We start from the raw sequence: 18,471 nt of genomic DNA, 5'->3' as shown, positions 1-18,471 counted from the left end.
TTTTAGCATCAATAATGTTTTAAACCTTTATGAATTTTTTTTCAAAAAAACCATATCGATATGTTTAAGCGCTAAGTGTTTAGGGTAATAATTTAATTATTACATTAAATAGCAGTTATATTTTTCGTTTAAAGCTTTATTTACAGAAAATTAAGCTTACATTTGCAGCCTTTTAAATGAGGCTTTTTATGACAGCAATTAAGAATATTGCAATTATTGCACACGTAGACCACGGTAAAACTACTCTGGTTGATAAAATTATGTACCATTGTCGTTTATTTCGTGAGAACGAAAATACGGGAGATCTAATTTTAGATAATAACGATCTAGAACGTGAACGTGGAATCACGATTACTTCTAAAAATGTTTCAGTAACATATAAAGATACTAAAATTAATATTATCGATACTCCTGGTCACGCCGATTTTGGTGGTGAAGTAGAACGTGTTTTAAACATGGCAGATGGAGTTTTATTACTAGTAGATGCTTTTGAAGGACCAATGCCTCAAACGCGTTTTGTACTTCAAAAAGCGATCGATCTTGGTTTAAAACCTTGTGTGGTTGTAAATAAAGTAGATAAAGAAAACTGTACTCCAGATATCGTACATGAAAAAGTATTCGACTTAATGTTTGAGTTGGGTGCTGAAGAATGGCAGTTAGACTTTCCAACCGTTTACGGTTCTGCAAAGAATAACTGGATGAGTGACGATTGGAAAAACGAAACTGATAATATCGAACCACTTCTTGATATGGTTATGGAGCATATTCCTGGACCAAAAGTAGATAGAGATGGTACGCCACAAATGTTAATTACCTCTTTAGATTTTTCTTCTTTTACAGGAAGAATTGCTATTGGTCGTTTACAACGCGGAATTTTAAAAGAAGGAATGCAAGTTTCTTTAGTGAAACGTGATGGAAGCATCAGGAAAACAAGAATTAAAGAATTACACACTTTCGAAGGTTTAGGCCGAAGAAAAATAGAAGAAGTAGTTGCTGGAGATATATGTGCTGTAGTTGGACTAGAAGGTTTTGATATTGGAGATACGATCGCCGATTTAGAAAACCCTGAAGGTTTAAAAACCATCGCTATTGACGAGCCAACAATGAGTATGTTGTTTACCATTAACGATTCTCCTTTCTTCGGAAAAGATGGAAAGTTTGTAACTTCAAGACACATTAAAGATCGTCTAAATAAAGAATTAGAGAAAAATTTAGCCTTAAGAGTTCACGAAACCGATAGTGCCGATAAATTTATGGTTTACGGTCGTGGGGTTCTTCACTTATCTGTATTAATCGAAACGATGCGTCGTGAAGGTTATGAGTTACAGATTGGGCAGCCACAGGTAATCATCAAAGAAATTGATGGTGTTAAATGTGAGCCAGTAGAAGAATTAACCATCGATTTACCAGAAGAAGTTTCAGGTAGAGCGGTAGAATTTGTAACCCTACGTAAAGGTGAGATGTTAAGTATGGAAGCTAAAGGCGACCGTATGGTTTGTGAGTTTATCATTCCATCTCGTGGGATCATTGGTTTACGTAACCAACTATTAACCGCTACTGCTGGTGAAGCAATTATGGCACACCGTTTTAAAGAATATCAGCCCTTAAAAGGAGGTATTCCAGAACGTTTAAATGGTTCTTTAGTTTCTATGGAAAAAGGAAGTGCTATTCCTTATTCGATCGATAAATTACAAGATAGAGGTAGGTTCTTTGTAGATCCGGGAGAAGATATTTATGAAGGTCAGGTAATTGGAGAAAATTCACGTCAAGATGATATGGCTGTGAACATTACCAAAACAAAGAAACTTTCTAACGTGCGTTCTTCAGGAGCAGATGATAAAGCAAAAATTGTACCTGCCATTAAGTTTAGTTTAGAAGAAGCTTTAGAATATATTCAGAAAGATGAATATGTAGAGGTAACTCCTAATCACTTAAGACTACGTAAAATTCACTTAACTGAAAATGATCGTAAAAGAAATAAAATTATCTAGTATTTTAGATAGTTTATAATAAAAAACCCTTTGTCTTTTAGATGAAGGGTTTTTTATGTATTAAGCATATTTAAAATTACTAAAATCGTATTTTAGACAGCTAAATGAATTTTCCTCAGCTAAATAGAAACAATTTATTAATAAAGACCTCGTTTTTGAATTCGATATTAGTGGCCGTAAAGTTAATTTCGGGATTAATTTCTTCAAAATCAGCGGCACTTTTCTTGGGCCCTTCTGGTTTAGCTTTGTTAGGTAATTTTAAAAATTTTTTACAAACTACTTCAAGTTTTACAGCTGAGGGGTATCAAAATGGAATAATTAGGTATTCGGCTGAATACCGAAATAATCAAAAACAATTAACTGAATTTATAATAACTATTTTTCAGTTGAGTTTAATGATTTCAATTTTAATTGGATTTATTATTTTTTTTACTTCAGATTATTGGGCTTATCTAATTTTAAAAGATTTAGAGTTTAGTTATGTATTTAAAACACTTTCAATCTGTTTGCCTTTTTTTTCTTTCAACTTGCTATATATTTATGTGTTAAACGGATTGCAAAGGTTTAGGAAACTCGTATTGATAAATTCCATTTTGAGCTTATCTAATATGTTAGTTTTAATATTTTTAATTTATTCTTTTAAACTTTCTGGAGCTTTAATTGCTACAGTAGCAAGTAGTTTATTGGTTTTCTTGATAAATTTAATTTTACTCAAAAAAGATAAGTACGTATTATTTCACCTTTTTAATTTAAATTATTTCTCATTCAAAGTTTTAAAAAACATGAGTGGGTACCTTTTTATGAGTTTTTATTCTTATGTTATTACCTCAGTAAGCTTATTGATTGTAAGAAATTTAATTATTACTAAAATTAATTTAGAATCAGCTGGTTATTGGGAAGCTATGAATCGTATTTCTTCTTTTTACACAATGTTTTTTATCAGTTTAACTTCCCTATATTTATTACCTAAACTTTCAGAAATTAATGACTGGAAATCTTTTAAGCTTGAGATGAAATCTTTTTACAAGTTTGTAATTCCATTATTAACAATAGCTTTGGTATTTATTTTTATTTTAAGAATATATTTATTGAGGCTGCTTTTAAGTGAAGAATTTATGCAAACAGCTACATTGTTTAAGTGGCAATTGTTAGGTGATTTTATAGCTGTAATTTCAATTGCATTGGTCAAACAATTTCATGCTAAACGTTTAATTAAATATTATTTAGTTTCAAATGGGTTATTAAATTTACTATACATCATATTTAGTTTTTTATTAATCGACTTTTATGGAATTCAGGGAGTAGTTAAGGCATATGCAATAAGTTATTTTATATATTTTTTTATTATCATGTTTTTAATAATCCGTTTTTATAAAAATCAACATAATCGTGAAAAAGCTTTTTAATATTTGTAAGGGTAAATTATTAATATTATTAGCTTATCCTATCATATTAAGCTTTAGTCTAGAACTCTATTTTCAGGAAATTGGTTATTCTACATTCAAGAACCTACAAGCTAATATTCTTTTAGCTTTGATTGTTTTTTTTGCGATAAACTTTTTAATGTCCTTTAAATTTAAATTTGTTTCAAAACTTAGCTTAATAATATTTTATGTTATCTTATTGATTGAAACTTCAATATTTCTTCTTTTTAAAACACGATTTAATGCTTCTTATTTATTTGTTTTGCTTAATACTAATTTAGCAGAAATAAAAGAATTTAGTTTAGTGTATTATAGCAGTAGACTTTTGTGTTTAATATTATTTGCGTTGCCAGTACTCTTTAAAAATAAAATTTTCACCTTAGATAGTTGTAAATCTAATTTTGTTTTTTTTAATCTACTCCCTTTAGTAGTATGTGTTTCTGTTTTGAAGTTTTCAGGATTAATTGTTTACAATCTGCCGTATATTGTTGTTAAATCTTATTTTCAATATACAAAACAAATCGATAGTATTGAGCAGTTCAATAATAATGCTAAAACGCTAGATGTTACATCAACCACAAATAATGATTTATTAGTAATTGTAATTGGAGAATCTGCGACTCGACAACATATGAGTATCTACGGATATGAAAAAAACACTACACCTTACTTAAATCGATTAAAAAATACTATTTCAGTATACTCCGATGTAATTAGTTCACAAGTATATACTACAGGTTCTTTAGTAGATGCTTTAACATTAAAAAATAGAGAAAACCCTTATAAAAATGAAACTTTAATTCCATTTTTTAAAAATGCAGGTTATAAAGTTAGTTGGCTCTCAAATCAGCGCCCAGTTGGTGTTCATGATAATATGATTTCAAGGTTAAGCTCAACAGCAGATAACAAAATTTATTTGACTTTTAATGATTTTAGGGATAATACATCTTTTGATGAAGTATTGTTGCCATTACTAGATGATAGAATTAAATCAAAAGAAAAACAAGTTATTTTTATTCATTTAAGTGGAAGTCATTATGATTATGAAAAACGCATACCAAAATCATTTAAATATTTTGGGTCGTCAGGAGATCAACATAATCAGAAAGTTATAAATGCTTATGATAATTCAATTTTATATACAGATTATATATTGAGTGAAATTATAAAAAAAGTAGATAAAGTAAACTTGAAAAGTGCTGTGGTATATTTTTCAGATCATGGAGATGAAGTTTATGACACTAGAAATTTTTTCGGTCATTTTCAAAATAAACCAACGCCAGCAATGTATGAAATACCTTTTTTAGTTTGGACATCAAGCACATTTGAGAAACCTGAGAATTTTGAAATTGATACTTGTCGAAAATATATGTTAGACGATTTGCCACACAGTTTAACTCATTTTTTTGGATTAAAAAATAAATTCCTTATTGAAGAAAGAAGTGTATTTAGCAAAAAATTTGAACCAAGATTAAGAAAAGTATATAGGGGTTTAGATTACTCTAAATTTAAAAAGCAATTTATGTATGAATAAAATTTGTATTCTCATTGAGCAACTAAATGGTGGCGGGGCAGAACGATCGGCTGCTATATTATCTAGTATGCTTACCGATTTAGGTTATAAAATAACTATTGTAATCTTATTTGATGATGTTGGTTATTCTTATAGTGGTAATTTAATTAATCTAGGTGAAGTTAAAGATGGCTCGAGAGCGAGCCTCAATAAATTTAAAAGGTATGTTGAATTAAAAAGAGTATTTGATCAATATCAATTCGATTTGATTTTAGATTATCGAATGAAGGGTTTAGTAATTCGAGAAATTTTACTCAATCAATTAATCTTTAAATCAAAAATAATAAATATGGTGAGGCATTATTACTTACCTTATTATTTTCCTAAACCTTATCAACTTTCAAAAAAGCTTTATCAAAATTATTCTGGTATAAATTGTGTCTCACAGAAAATACAAGCTCAGGTAGAAGCAAAAATAGGGTTGAAAAATGTTTCTACAATTCATAATCCTATAGATTTTGAAATGATTACAGATAAACTAAAAACAGAGGAGAGCCCTTTTGATTTTGAATATATATTAGCTGTAGGAAGACATCATCCTGTCAAACAATTTAAAGAGTTAATTCATATCTACTTAAAAACAAATCTTCCAGAGCAAGGAGTGAAATTAGTTATACTTGGTAATCCTTTAAAAGATAATCAATTAGAGAATTTAATTAACTCGTTAGAAGCTTCAGATTATATTAAATTGAAATCTTTCGATACCAATCCATTTGGATATTATAAACATGCAAAGTTTTTAGTCTTATCAAGTAAAAATGAGGGATTTCCTAGAGTATTGATCGAGAGTTTAGCTTCCGGAACGCCCGTAGTAGCATTTGATTGTAATTCTGGACCTTCAGAAATTATTCAGCATCGAGAAAACGGTTTGTTAGTTGAAGATCAAAACTTTGACGCCTTAGAGAGAGCTATAGAGAAAATGTATTTAGATAAAAGTTTATACCTTCACTGTAAAGCAAATGCTAATTCTAGTGTGAAAAAGTTTTCTATTGAAAATATTCAATTACAATGGAAAAATTATTTGGAATCTATTTTTAATAAGGCGTAACCTTAATCCCTTTTTTTAATAGAAATGCTTTAGTTTGTTTTAAAAATTCATACAACCAATAAGGACTTTTTAGCAGTAATATCTGTTTTTTAGAAAGCTGACTAAAGTTGAGAGCTTCTATATATTTTTTAAACATTTCATCATCCTGTGCTTTTTTAAATTGTGAAGCATAATAGTAATACTTCATATTTATATAAAGATCTAAGGCTTTTCTAGTTTTTACATTTTTATAAGAGCTTAAATCAGGAAGGTTTTTACCAATAATTCCATTAGCAGTGATTTGTTTATCGACCCCTAATCGATAGACAGCACAAGGTTTATGAAAATAAGCTAAGTTAAATTTTGTATTCACTCGAATATTATAATCTATATCTTCTCCATAGTTTATTTTTTTATCAAAAAAACCAACTTTATCAATTGCTTTTTTAGAGAAGGCTACAGAACTAAAACAGTAAATAGGGTTAAAAACGCTGGCTTTAAAAAAATCTTCAATTTCAATATACTGATTTGCTTTGTAGGTGTGGTTTAAATTTTTTTTAGTTGAATGCAATTTGTTTTCATAGCTTTCAAAATAATCTGTGGCAAATATGTCGCAATTCGTAAATTTACCTGAAAGTTTATCTATATGAAATAAAAAGTCTTCTTTCCAAAGGTCGTCTGCATCTAAAAAGGTAATAATCTTTCCTTGAGCAGCTTTGATGCCAGTATTTCTTGATGCTGAAAGTCCGCTATTTTCTTGATGCTGAATAATTTTTATACGATCATCATTTATTTGTTCAACTATTTTTAAGCTTTGGTCAGTAGAACAGTCATTTACAATTAATAATTCAAATTCACGAAAGATTTGATTTAATACTGATTCAATTGTAGTAGAAATGTATTTCTCTTTATTGTATAGCGGTATGATTACTGAAATTTCAACCATTCGAGATTCTATTATTGAAATGATACAGTCTATAGATATCAAAGAGGAATAAAGATGGATGTTTTGATTTTAAATTTTTCAAAATAAGTTTTCTGAAAATTTTAAAAATAAATCTAAAAATTAAAGTTAGTTTCAGCTTATTCAACATTAAATTTATTTTTTGAATTGGTCTGTAATCTTCTGGGATTTTTTTCATTTTACCAAGTTGATGAATAGTGTTCATCGCTTGAGCAGATTTTTTTAAAAATGAAACACTATTTTCTAACCCATAATGAATAATAGGATTATCAATATGAATAATATTTGCTTTTATCTCTTCTAAATTTTTACAGAAAAGAACATCTAAGCCATATTCGTTTTTATAAAAATTATTTACCTGAAGAAAAACTTCTTTTTTTATAAAAAGGGACATGGAAATTACAGAAAGGTAATGATATTTGTTTCGTTCTTCCACATTTTTTGCTTCACGCTCCCTTCCATATTTCCATCTTAAAATTTGCTTTTCGCTAGGAGGATTTTTAGTATAATCAATACCTCCAAAAACAAGATCGTATTTATTTACATAAGGTAAAAATTGCCTGATAAAATTGTTCTCTTTTGGGAGTACATCAGCATCTAAAAAAAGTAAATAATCATACTTTGCCTTTTGGGCCAATGTATTTCTGGCAAATGTTCGCCCTTTATTTTTAGAAAACTCGATTAAAAAACAATGAGATGTGTTTTCAATTTTGGTTTGATTCTTTTTTTTAAAAGCTAAATTGTTAGAAGCGTCATCTAATACGATTATTTCATAAGAAATCTTTTCTTTTTCAGCTTGAGTGTAAATCACATCAATTAATCCTGAAACGTCATAATTGTGAACTGGAATTAAAACTGAAACCATTTTATCTTTAATAATTTATAACTTTACAAAGTAAATAATTTTAAACATGGAAATCATTAATACTTCAGATCTTTCTGATCTTATTTTAAAAAAAATTCAAGATCAAAAATTACAATTAATTCAGCAGTATAAAACTTCCAAAAATAAAATAGGACATTTTTACTTAGATAACCTTTTACCAGAAAATATTGTCTTAAGAATCAATGAAGTTTTTCCTTTAGAGCAAAAAATGGTGCAGAAGAAGAGTATAAGGGAAAATAAGTTTGTTGCAGCTCAAATGAATCATTACGATCCTATTCTTGAAAATATAATTTACGCATTTCAAGACGATAGAATTGTAAATGAGATCTCTGAAATTTGCGGAATTGAAAATTCATTTCCTGATGAAAATCTTTATGCGGGAGGACTTTCTATGATGGGAAAAGATCAGTTTTTAAATCCGCACTTGGACAATTCTCATGATAAAGATAGAAACCGTTGGCGTGTGTTAAATTTATTATTTTATGTTACCCCTGAATGGAAGGAGGAATATGGTGGTAACCTAGAGCTTTGGCCAAATGGATTAAAAGAAGATCCAATTACTATTCATAGTAAATTTAATAGGTTAGTGGTAATGGCCACACATAACGAGTCTTTACATTCAGTTTCTCCAGTAAACTATGAAGGATTCAGAAAGTGTGTGTCTAATTATTACTTTTCAGACCAACCACTACAACAAACAGATAAATTTCATGTGACTTCATTTAGAGCTCGTCCAGATGAAAAATTGAAAGATTGTGTTTTACGACTAGATACTTGGTTAAGAATGAAAGTGCGTAAAGTATTTAAAAAAGGAATTGTTGAAAATCCGCACGTTTATAAAAAAGAATAGTAAATTAAATCTTGTGTTTTTGGATTACATTAAAGGTTTACTTGCAATAATTACGCTTTCACTTAATAAACCATTTGGTGATTTTTCTTCTTCAAATTGAAGATGTTCTGTTTTAAAACCAATATTATTTAAACGTTCTGTAAGACCTTCGATAGAGTATATTCTTACGTGATCTTCTTGGCCAAAAGCTTCCAGTCGTTTTTCTGGTGATTTTATACTATAATCTTCATAGATGCCTCCAGTTTTAAACGGGGTTTGGATATAACATTTTCCATTTGGTTTTAAAACTCGTAAAAGCTCTTCCATCGCCATTTGATCTTCCTCTATATGTTCTAAAATATGATAGCAAATGATAGTGTCAAAAGAATTATTGGGCATATCAATTTTCGTAATGTCTAACTTATAGTCAGCTAAAAATTCATTCTCGAAATCGGTGCTATAATAACTAAAGCGATAATCTTCTTTAAAAATTCTGAATAAACTTCGAGACGGCGAAAAATGTAAGACTTTACCTTTTAGATCGTTACGCTCGTTTAAAATTTTAAATAATCTTCTTGTTCTACTTCTACTACCGCAATAGGGACAGAGTAAATCATGATCGTCTAAAGAAATAAATTTTTTCCAAGATTTGCCGCAAATTATACATGAGTATTTGTTGCCTTTGTAAAAAGGAATAAGTGCTTTTTTAAATAAGAGTTCATTCTTAAAAAGAAACTCTTGAGGGATTATTTTTTTAACAAATAATTTGACTTGTTTATACATAAACTAAGCACTCTTTTGTACGACTTCAAACACCTTTTGCCCATCACATTTTAGGGTTTTAGAAGGGTATTTAAGTAAAAGGGCGTAATCGTGAGTTGCCATTAAAATGGTACGTCCGTTTTTATTAATTTCTTTTAAAACTTCCATGACTTCAACAGAGGTTTGCGGGTCTAAATTTCCGGTAGGCTCATCGGCCAAGATAAGTTCAGGATCGTTGAGTAAAGCCCGTGCAATGGCAATTCGTTGTTGTTCGCCACCAGAAAGTTGGTAAGGGTATTTAAAGTTTTTAGTTTTCATCCCTACTTTATCTAAAACTTCATCAATCTTACTTTCCATCGCGCGTTTTTCTTTCCAACCAGTAGCTTTTAGCACAAACATTAAGTTATCTTTTACTGTACGGTCGTTCAATAGTTTGAAGTCTTGAAAAACTACACCCAACTTTCTTCTAAGAAATGGAATCTCTTTTTGTTTTAATTTACGCAAGTCGAAGTCTACAATACTACCTTCTCCTTCACTTAGTGGTAAATCACCATAAAGTGTTTTCATAAAACTACTTTTACCAGTACCTGTTTTACCAATTAAATACACAAAGTCTCCCTTGTTTATTTCAACATCAACTTCAGATAAAATTAAATTTTCTCGTTGGTATATTGCGGCGTTGCGAAGTTCTAAAATCGTTGTAGACATAAATTTTACTTTAGGGTTTAAAGGTAATTTTTTCTATAAAATAAAACTTAAATTTCTTTAAAAAAGTATAGAAGAGGGTTGTGAGTTCTTTTTGTTTTAAGATTAACATAATTAAAGCATTTTTTATACGTTTTAAAAAAGCAGTTTAAATTATATTTGACATTGCAGTTAACAAAAAAATCAACTTAATGTTTTATAAATCATTTCTTAGCCTTGTTATAATTATAGCATTTAATTATAATGGCTTTTCACAGCAATCTGCGGTATATACCAATGATTTTACTGACTATGAAAAAGCGCTAGAGTTATATAATAATCATCAATATAAAGCCGCACAACAATTATTCTCTAAGGTGAAGTCTGAAGCCCAGACCACAAGTCTAGAGTCAGATTGTGCTTATTATGTTGCCAATTCTGCAGTACGATTAAATCAGTCAAACGCAGAACAATTGATGGAAGATTTTGTGCAAAATTACCCTTCTAGTACCAAAAGAAATTCTGCGTATATTAATGTGGCTAACTATTATTTTGAAAACGGACAGTACAACTATGCTCGTAAATGGTTTGATGAAGTAGATGAAAGTAGTTTGTCTAAAAAAGAGCTGCAAGAATTCTATTTCAATAATGGTTATGCTTATTTTAAAGCTGGCAGAAAGGATGAAGCGAAAAAGTATTTCAATAGACTTAGAGATTCTAAAGAATATGGTTCACAAGCAAAATACTATTTAGGTTTTATGGCTTATGAAGGAGATGATTACAAAGAAGCCAATGAGATGTTTGATCAAGTAAAAGGTGAAAATCGCTATAACCGTAATCTTAGCTATTTTCAGGCAGATATGAATTTTAAATTAGGTAAATTTCAAAAAGCAATCGACTTAGGTAAAGAGCAATTAGACAATTCAAATGCTTTAGAACGTTCAGAATTAAACAAAATTATAGGCGAAAGTTACTTCAATTTAGAACAATACGATCAAGCCATTCCTTATTTAAAAGAATACCGCGGTAAAAAAGGAAAGTGGAATAACACAGATTATTACCAGTTGGGTTATGCCTATTATAAACAAGAAGATTATCAAAAAGCAGTTTCAGAATTTAATAAAATTATTGATGGTCAAAATCACGTGGCTCAAAATGCGTATTATCATTTAGCTGAATCTTATATAGAATTAGACAAGAAACAAGAAGCTCTAAACGCTTTTAAAAATGCTTCTGAAATGAATTTTGATGAAAAAATTCAAGAAGATGCTGCTTTAAACTATGCAAAATTGAGCTACGAGATAGGTAATAATTATAAAAGTATTCCTGAAGTATTAATTAATTTTCTAGAAAAATATCCAGATTCACCCGAGCGTGATAATATAAAAGAACTTTTGGTAGACTCGTATGTGACTTCTAAAAACTACGAAAAAGCTTTAAGCCTGCTCGAAAATAGTAATGATTATAAAGATAAATTGGTTTATCAAAAAGTAGCTTATTATAGAGGGGTAGATCTTTATTTAGAAGGTAATTACACTGCTGCTTTAGTGCTTTTTAATAAATCTTTGTCAGAAAGAAACGATCAAAATTTTACGGCAAAAGCAACGTATTGGAAGGCAGAATGTGATTATAATTTAGAAAATTATAGCGAAGCATTAATTGGCTATAAAGAGTTTAAAAGTATGGCAGCAGCAAAAAAAACTGCCGAATATGAAAATATAGACTATAATATTGCCTACACTTATTTTAAAAGAAAAGAGTATGCTACGGCAATAGAAGCTTTTAAAACTTATACAGAAAAAGCTAATCTCGCTAAATCTCAAAAAAACGATGCTTACTTAAGATTAGGAGATAGTTATTTTGTAACTAGTGATTATTGGTCTGCTATGGAGGCTTATAATAAAGCTATTTCAATGAAAGGTATTGATAGCGATTATGCCTATTTTCAAAAAGCGATAAGCTATGGTTTTGTAGATAAAAACAATCGTAAATTAGAAGATTTAGAAGCATTTTTATCTAAATACAATACCTCTATATATAGAGATGATGCTTATTATGAATTAGGAAACACTTATGTAGCTACTGGTAAGCCTCAAAAAGCAATACAATCGTATAATAAATTAATTAACGAAGTTCCTGCAAGTTCATTTGTATCAAAAGCTTTACTAAAACAAGGTCTTATTTATTATAATAACGATCAAGGAAATGAAGCTTTACAAAAATTTAAGAAAGTAGTACAAGATTACCCAGGTACAGAAGAAGCAAATCAAGCGGTGAAAACAGCACGAGTAATTTATGTAGATTTAGAAAGAACAGATGAATATGCCGCTTGGGTAAGTAGTTTAGATTTTGTGAAAGTTTCAGATTCAGATATTGATAATGCTACTTATGAATCTGCCGAAAATCAATTTATAGAGAATGATGTTAAAGCCGCAAAAAACGGATTTAAAAAATATTTAAAAGATTTCCCTAACGGCTTACATGCGCTTTCAGCACATTTTTATTTAGGTCAGTTGCAATTTAGAGATGAAGAAAAAGCAGCAGCGCTTCCTCATTATCAATATGTAGTTGAACAGTCTAGAAACGAGTATACAGAACAAGCCTTGGCGCGTTTATCTCAATTGTATTTAGAAAATAAAAACTATCAAACTGCAATACCCGTATTAAAACGCTTAGAACAAGAAGCAGACTTTTCACAGAATATAACCTTCGCTCAATCTAACTTAATGAAGTCTTACTATCAGTTAGAAAATTACGAGCAAACTAAACTCTATGCAGAAAAAGTATTAAACGATACTAAAATTGAAAATAATGTAAAGAGTGATGCACAAGTATTTATAGCTAGATCTGCGATGAAAACAGGAGATAAAGCTAGAGCAAAAACTGCTTACCAAGAAGTAAAGAAAATTGCTACTGGTAGTTTAGCAGCAGAAGCTCAATATTATCAGGCATATTTTAAAAGAGATGAAAATAAGTATGAAGCCTCTAATGAAGCAATTCAACTTTTAGCCAAAGAGTATTCTGGTTACCCTAAATGGTCAGCAAAAAGTTTACTGTTAATGGGGAAAAACTTTGATGATCTAAACGATGCTTATCAAGCTACTTATGTGTTAGAAGGTTTAATTAAAGGATATCCAGAATATAAAGAATTGGTAGCAGAAGCAAAAGCTGAATTATCAAGAATTAAGAAAAAACAGGCTGAAACTAATTCTTCAGTAGAAGCTGAGCAAAACTAATTTCAACACAAATAAACTAATCTTTCTTATATGCAACGCATTTCATTAAGTAAAGTATTTTTATACATTTCGGTTCTGTTATTTACCACATCGGTTTTTAGTCAAGATAAAGAAGAAGCAGATATTAATACCGAACGATTAATAATTGTTAAACCCTATTCTCCTACGGTAAGCGATGCTTTTAAAGTTAAGCAAACGCCTACGCTTAACGATTCTACAGCACAAAAGAAAAAAGAGGTGAGTTATGATATTTTTTCTTTTCCGGTAGCTTCTACATTTACCCCCGCAAAAGGTAGAGCTGCAGGAGTAACTACCAAATCTAAACCAAAATTATTTAATAATTATGTGGCATTAGGTTTTGGAAATTACTCAAATGTCATGGCCGAATTTTATGGTGGTTTGCAAGTAAATAGAAACCAAGAATTAGGTATTGCTTTGACTCATAATTCTTCTCAAGGTGGAATTGATAATGCTACCTTGGATGATAAGTATTATGATACTGGCTTAAATTTAGATTATAACGGAGAAGCAAGAACCTTTACATGGGGGGCAGAAGCAGGTTTTCAGCATCAAGTCTTTAATTGGTACGGAACGCCCAACTTTTTACCATTGTCAGACCAAGAATACAGTAATATCGATCCGCAACATAGTTTTTATGCAGTTGCTTTAGGTGGAAATATAGATGTAGAAAGAGGCGTGTTTGATAAAGCAAAAATTAACTATAGAAGGTTTGGTGATAATTTTAGCAGTGGTGAAAATCACGTGGTAATTTTACCAGAATTTGAATTTGCCGTAAGTAATCAGCTCATTAATTTAGATTTTTCGGCAGATTATGTGAATGGTAAATTTGACCAAGGTTTTGGTAACCCAGAAGCAGAAATGAATTATAGTTATTTTAACCTAGGAGCGCATCCTAGTTTAAAATATACAGAAGGTCCACTTTCATTAGACGCTGGGGTTGAAGTAGTTTATTCTATGGATGGTGAAAACGACGAAAATAAGTTTTTCGTGTATCCTAAAATTCATGCAGATTACCAAGTTGCTGGAGAATATTTTTCTGTTTATGCGGGAGCCGATGGAGGTTTGCAACAAAATACGTATTATAATTTTGCTCAAAAAAATCCTTTCGTATCACCAACATTAGCTATCACTCCAACAGATAAACAATATGATATTTATATTGGAGGAAAAGGGAAATTTACAGAAAGTATAAGCTATAACGTAAAAGCCAGTTATATTTCAGAGCAAAGTAAAGCCTTATTTAAACATAATTCTTATTTAGCAGTAGCACCTAGAGAAGATTATGAGTATTTTAATTCATTTGGAATAAGTTACGATAATATAAATACGCTAAAGTTATTTGGTGAGTTGCAGCTTGCCGTAAACGAAGATCTAAATTTAAGATTGAATGCTAGTTTTGCTACTTACGATAATAAATATGAAAAAGAAGCTTGGAATTTACCACAAGTTAAAGCAATATTAATGGCAGATTATCAAATTTCAGAGCAGTGGTTTGCTGGAGCGAGTTTGTACTTTGTAGGAGAGCGTAAAGATTCTTATAATTACAACTTATCATCTATAGCTGGCGGCCAAAATCAACATGTAGAAGAATTAGGGGCATTTCTAGACGCTAACTTAAGAGTGGGTTATAAATTAAACGATCAGCTTTCATTTTTTATAAGAGGAAACAATTTAGCCGAAGGAAACTACCAACGTTGGATGGGTTATTCTGTACAAAGTTTACAAGTCATGGGTGGCGCTAGTTATCAGTTTGATTGGTAAAAAAATTAAAGTATAGTTAAATAGAATTTATAGTTGTTAAAAAGCGTTTATCATTCATAAACGCTTTTTATTTTTATAAAAAAGAAATTCAAAATGAATAAAATAGTATATATCATTATCTGTTTCACTCTTTTTGCTTGTCAACCAAAAGAGTCGGTAGATCTATTAGTAGTTAATGCTAAAGTTTACACGGTTAATAAAGATTTTGATATTGCTAAGGGCTTTGTGGTTAACGATGGTAAAATTGTAGCAGTAGGTCAAGGTGAAAAGTTATTACTTAAGTATAAACCCAAAGAAACCTTAGATGCTGAAGGCAAAACGATTATACCAGGATTAATAGATGCGCACGCTCATTTTTATAATCTAGGCTTACAATTAGAATCGGTAGATTTAAATGAAACGAAAAGTTTTGATGAAGTAATACAAAAAATTGTAGCCTACCAAAAAGTGCATCAAGCTAAATTTATTTATGGTCGCGGTTGGGATCAAAATGATTGGAAAATAAAAGAATTTCCTACTAAAAATAAATTAGATCAACTTTTTCCAGATACGCCAGTAGCAATTACTAGAATCGACGGTCATGCCATGCTGGTTAATCAAAAAGCATTAGACTTAGCCAAAATTAATAAGAATACAAAAGTAGACGGTGGTGAGATTGAAATTAAAAATAAAGAACTTACGGGAATTTTAATAGATAATCCCATGCTAAGAGTTTGGGATATTATGCCTAAACCCACTCGAAAACAAGAAATAGAAGGTTTGCTTGATGCTGAAAAAGAAACTTTAAAATATGGCTTAACTACTATAGATGATGCTGGATTGAGTAAATCTTCAATTCTATTAATAGATAGTTTACAAAAAGAAGGAGACTTAAAAACAAAAGTTTACGCAATGGTTCAAAATCAAGAAGAAGATCTTAACTATTTTCTAAATAAAGGAATTTTAAGAACTAAAAGACTACACGTACGTTCAGTAAAAGCTTATGCAGATGGGGCTCTAGGGTCTCGAGGGGCAGCTCTAAAAAAACCTTATGCAGATAAAGAAGATCATTTTGGTGCGATGCTTATTAGTTTAAGAGACTTTAAAAAACTGGCGGGTAAAATAAGTAAATCAGAATTTCAATTAAACACACATGCTATTGGAGACTCTGCCAATTATGTAGTATTAAAAGTCTATGATTCAATTTTAAAAAACAAAAGCGGCCAACGTTGGAGAGTAGAACACGCACAGATTTTAGAAGAACAAGACTTTAGCTATTTTAAAGGAAATAAAAATATCATTCCGTCAATTCAGCCAACGCATGCAACAAGCGATATGTATTGGGCAGAAGATAGAATTGGAGATCGCGTACATAATGCCTATGCTTATAAAAAGTTATTGAATAAAGCTGGTTTGGTTGCATTAGGTACAGATTTTCCTATAGAAAAAGTGAGTCCATTTTTAACTTTCTATGCTGCTGTAGTTAGAAAAGATATTTCGGGTTATCCTAAGACTGGCTTTCAAATGGAGAACTCTCTAAGCAGAGAAAATACATTAAAAGGAATGACGATTTGGGCAGCTTACGCCAATTTTGAAGAAAAGGAAAAAGGAAGTATTGAAGTTGGTAAATATGCAGACTTTATAATTTTAGATAGGGATATAATGATGATTAATGAAAAAGATATACTGAAAATTAAGGTTGACGCTACTTATATTAATGGAGAAAGAGTTTATGGGAAACAAAATAAACTCAAACCCCAAGAAGTAGAACATTAAAGCATTTAATTATTTTAATTTACTTGCCTCCATTTGCTCTTAAATCTGCTATACATTGCGAGCCTAAATCTGGTATACCATTACCTAGCATACCCATCACATCGCTAGTAAATTCTGTTTTTGCCTGCATTAGGCAGTTTTCTACATTGCAATGAGAACGAGAATCTGCATCTTCATGGTTGGTTTGCATATCAGAGCCTACATTTACGAGTCCAAATAAATGTCCAAATTCATGAGTTAATGTAGTAATTTCAATATTGGTAGTTCTTGGTGTACCAAAACCTTGGGTAATGTCTTGAATAGTTTTTTCAAAAATTACCATAGAGGTATTTTGATAAGCCGTTCCTAAAGTTACCTGATTGTCTTGGTTGCCTTCGCGATCGGCATTAGCGAAAAATACAAAAACACTAATGGTATTTTCAGTGTTAAAAGAAGTTCTATGTATATCTTCTAGAGCTCTAATCTCTTCAATAGTATAAGCAGAAGTATTGGGGATTTCAATTTGGCGTTTAATAAATGTGATGTTAGTTTTAAAAGTACGTTGCTCTAAGAAATTTTTAAGCTGAATGAGACTATTTTCTTTTGGAGCAAAACCTTCAGAATAAACAATTTCGACCTCTAGGTTTGAGAACGTGTCGTTGGCTAATAGATCGTGAGCAGATTTGCCTAGATTTAAATTATTTCCTGCAATTTGATTCTCTGAGTTTAAACTGTCATCATCACTACAAGCAAAGTTTATGAAGCATAAGCTTATCAGTAATAAATATTTAATTTTTTTCATAGGCGCAAAATGAGTACAAATAAATTAACGAAAATCTAGCTTTGTTGGTTTTAAATTATTTCATTTTAAGCATCGCTAGGTAATCAAAATGTTCACCTTCTTTAATTAATTCACAAGAAAATTCATTGCTTTGTGCAGCGAGTTGTAGAGAATTAAAATCTATATAAAGCCAATCAAATTTTGTTGAGGTTTCATTTTTATAACTAATAGAATAACTTAGTTCTCCGTAATATTTATTGGGGTTAACCCAAATACCGCCATCTTCATCTTCATCAAAAAGATACCTTAAATCAGAAGAATCAATTAAAATTTTTCCATTTGGTTTTAAAAGTGTTTTAACGTGCTGAAAGAATTGTGTAAGATTTTTTAATTTTCCTATAATTCCGCTACCATTCATGAGCATTAAAATTGTATCGAACTGTTCATTTTTAAGTTGAAAGAAATCTTTTACCTCAGCATTTTTAACTCCACGTAACTGGCAAACTTCAATCGCTCCTTCAGAAACATCTATAGCTTTTACCTCTTTATTTTGCTGTTGAAGATAAAGCGAGTGACTTCCTGCACAACTGCCCACATCTAAAATTTTTCCTTCAGCTAATTGAAGCGCTTTTTGCTCTAATATTGGCATCTCTTCATAACTGCGGAAGAGGTAATCGGTAGGGATTTCATCATCATCAAAATCTTCTGAATGCACAATAATGTTTTCAGGTTGCTGCTGATGATGGAAGTCAAGTACGGCTTGACCAAAAATATCTGGATTTTTCAAAATATAAATTG

Annotated in this window: 14 protein-coding genes; 8 read left to right on the top strand and 6 right to left on the bottom strand. The window is 30.4% G+C overall.

Translation table 11 applies throughout. The features are described from left to right. Positions 1 to 188: 188 nt before the first annotated feature. From typA to KW502_RS03485, 4 genes are all read left to right on the top strand, one after another. Entirely contained in the window at positions 189 to 1,991 is a 1,803-nt protein-coding gene (typA, locus tag KW502_RS03500; RefSeq protein WP_219039152.1) for a translational GTPase TypA, read from the top strand. 104 nt (positions 1,992 to 2,095) lie between these two features. Further along, positions 2,096 to 3,397: an O-antigen translocase gene (locus tag KW502_RS03495; protein WP_255554029.1), complete on the top strand. Its 1,302-nt coding sequence runs from the start codon at positions 2,096 to 2,098 to the stop codon at positions 3,395 to 3,397. Between the two features lie 364 nt (positions 3,398 to 3,761). Continuing rightward, the gene (locus KW502_RS03490; RefSeq protein WP_219039150.1) at positions 3,762 to 4,949 is read left to right on the top strand and encodes a phosphoethanolamine transferase; all 1,188 of its coding nucleotides are present in this window, start codon (positions 3,762 to 3,764) and stop codon (positions 4,947 to 4,949) included. Beyond that, positions 4,942 to 6,036, top strand: coding sequence for a glycosyltransferase (locus KW502_RS03485; RefSeq protein WP_219039149.1), 1,095 nt, complete (start codon positions 4,942 to 4,944; stop codon positions 6,034 to 6,036). The genes KW502_RS03490 and KW502_RS03485 overlap by 8 nt, the downstream gene beginning before the upstream one ends. Here KW502_RS03485 and KW502_RS03480 read toward each other — a convergent pair. Then, positions 6,023 to 6,961 (bottom strand): glycosyltransferase family 2 protein, encoded by a 939-nt coding sequence (locus KW502_RS03480; protein WP_219039148.1) that lies wholly within the window; start codon positions 6,959 to 6,961, stop codon positions 6,023 to 6,025. The genes KW502_RS03485 and KW502_RS03480 overlap by 14 nt on opposite strands. Then, entirely contained in the window at positions 6,954 to 7,844 is an 891-nt protein-coding gene (locus KW502_RS03475; protein WP_219039147.1) for a glycosyltransferase family 2 protein, read from the bottom strand. Before KW502_RS03475 ends, KW502_RS03480 begins: the two co-directional genes overlap by 8 nt. A gap of 46 nt (positions 7,845 to 7,890) precedes the next feature. Between KW502_RS03475 and KW502_RS03470 the strand changes: the two genes are divergently transcribed. Beyond that, the gene (locus KW502_RS03470; protein ID WP_219039146.1) at positions 7,891 to 8,715 is read left to right on the top strand and encodes a 2OG-Fe(II) oxygenase; all 825 of its coding nucleotides are present in this window, start codon (positions 7,891 to 7,893) and stop codon (positions 8,713 to 8,715) included. 24 nt (positions 8,716 to 8,739) lie between these two features. Here the strand turns inward: KW502_RS03470 and KW502_RS03465 are convergent, their stop codons facing one another. Both KW502_RS03465 and KW502_RS03460 read right to left on the bottom strand, forming a co-directional pair. Next, positions 8,740 to 9,477 (bottom strand): class I SAM-dependent methyltransferase, encoded by a 738-nt coding sequence (locus KW502_RS03465; RefSeq protein ID WP_219039145.1) that lies wholly within the window; start codon positions 9,475 to 9,477, stop codon positions 8,740 to 8,742. Between the two features lie 3 nt (positions 9,478 to 9,480). Further along, entirely contained in the window at positions 9,481 to 10,164 is a 684-nt protein-coding gene (locus tag KW502_RS03460; protein WP_219039144.1) for a cell division ATP-binding protein FtsE, read from the bottom strand. A gap of 188 nt (positions 10,165 to 10,352) precedes the next feature. Between KW502_RS03460 and KW502_RS03455 the strand changes: the two genes are divergently transcribed. From KW502_RS03455 to KW502_RS03445, 3 genes are all read left to right on the top strand, one after another. Next, the gene (locus KW502_RS03455) at positions 10,353 to 13,376 is read left to right on the top strand and encodes a tetratricopeptide repeat protein (RefSeq protein ID WP_219039143.1); all 3,024 of its coding nucleotides are present in this window, start codon (positions 10,353 to 10,355) and stop codon (positions 13,374 to 13,376) included. 30 nt (positions 13,377 to 13,406) lie between these two features. Further along, entirely contained in the window at positions 13,407 to 15,158 is a 1,752-nt protein-coding gene (locus KW502_RS03450; protein WP_219039142.1) for a TonB-dependent receptor, read from the top strand. Positions 15,159 to 15,251: 93 nt separating this feature from the next. After that, positions 15,252 to 16,913 (top strand): amidohydrolase, encoded by a 1,662-nt coding sequence (locus tag KW502_RS03445; protein ID WP_219039141.1) that lies wholly within the window; start codon positions 15,252 to 15,254, stop codon positions 16,911 to 16,913. Positions 16,914 to 16,932: 19 nt separating this feature from the next. Here KW502_RS03445 and KW502_RS03440 read toward each other — a convergent pair whose 3' ends face one another. Together KW502_RS03440 and KW502_RS03435 are read right to left on the bottom strand one after the other, a co-directional pair. Continuing rightward, the gene (locus KW502_RS03440; protein WP_219039140.1) at positions 16,933 to 17,694 is read right to left on the bottom strand and encodes a membrane metalloprotease; all 762 of its coding nucleotides are present in this window, start codon (positions 17,692 to 17,694) and stop codon (positions 16,933 to 16,935) included. Between the two features lie 55 nt (positions 17,695 to 17,749). Next, positions 17,750 to 18,463, bottom strand: coding sequence for a class I SAM-dependent methyltransferase (locus KW502_RS03435; protein ID WP_219039354.1), 714 nt, complete (start codon positions 18,461 to 18,463; stop codon positions 17,750 to 17,752). Positions 18,464 to 18,471: the final 8 nt, after the last annotated feature.

The sequence above is a fragment of the Mesonia aestuariivivens genome (assembly GCF_019311235.1).
Lineage (GTDB): Bacteria > Bacteroidota > Bacteroidia > Flavobacteriales > Flavobacteriaceae > Mesonia > Mesonia aestuariivivens.
The sequence above is the reverse complement of the archived record's forward strand: the minus strand, read 5'-3'. Positions and strand labels throughout refer to the sequence as shown.

Bases quoted from the DNA above. Each gene is read 5' to 3' on its own strand.
- typA (WP_219039152.1), top strand. From the start codon at position 189: ATGACAGCAATTAAGAATATTGCAATTATTGCACACGTAGACCACGGT.
- KW502_RS03495 (WP_255554029.1), top strand. From the start codon at position 2,096: ATGAATTTTCCTCAGCTAAATAGAAACAATTTATTAATAAAGACCTCG.
- KW502_RS03485 (WP_219039149.1), top strand. From the start codon at position 4,942: ATGAATAAAATTTGTATTCTCATTGAGCAACTAAATGGTGGCGGGGCA.
- KW502_RS03480 (WP_219039148.1), bottom strand. From the start codon at position 6,961: ATGGTTGAAATTTCAGTAATCATACCGCTATACAATAAAGAGAAATAC.
- KW502_RS03475 (WP_219039147.1), bottom strand. From the start codon at position 7,844: ATGGTTTCAGTTTTAATTCCAGTTCACAATTATGACGTTTCAGGATTA.
- KW502_RS03470 (WP_219039146.1), top strand. From the start codon at position 7,891: ATGGAAATCATTAATACTTCAGATCTTTCTGATCTTATTTTAAAAAAA.
- KW502_RS03465 (WP_219039145.1), bottom strand. From the start codon at position 9,477: ATGTATAAACAAGTCAAATTATTTGTTAAAAAAATAATCCCTCAAGAG.
- KW502_RS03460 (WP_219039144.1), bottom strand. From the start codon at position 10,164: ATGTCTACAACGATTTTAGAACTTCGCAACGCCGCAATATACCAACGA.
- KW502_RS03455 (WP_219039143.1), top strand. From the start codon at position 10,353: ATGTTTTATAAATCATTTCTTAGCCTTGTTATAATTATAGCATTTAAT.
- KW502_RS03450 (WP_219039142.1), top strand. From the start codon at position 13,407: ATGCAACGCATTTCATTAAGTAAAGTATTTTTATACATTTCGGTTCTG.
- KW502_RS03445 (WP_219039141.1), top strand. From the start codon at position 15,252: ATGAATAAAATAGTATATATCATTATCTGTTTCACTCTTTTTGCTTGT.
- KW502_RS03440 (WP_219039140.1), bottom strand. From the start codon at position 17,694: ATGAAAAAAATTAAATATTTATTACTGATAAGCTTATGCTTCATAAAC.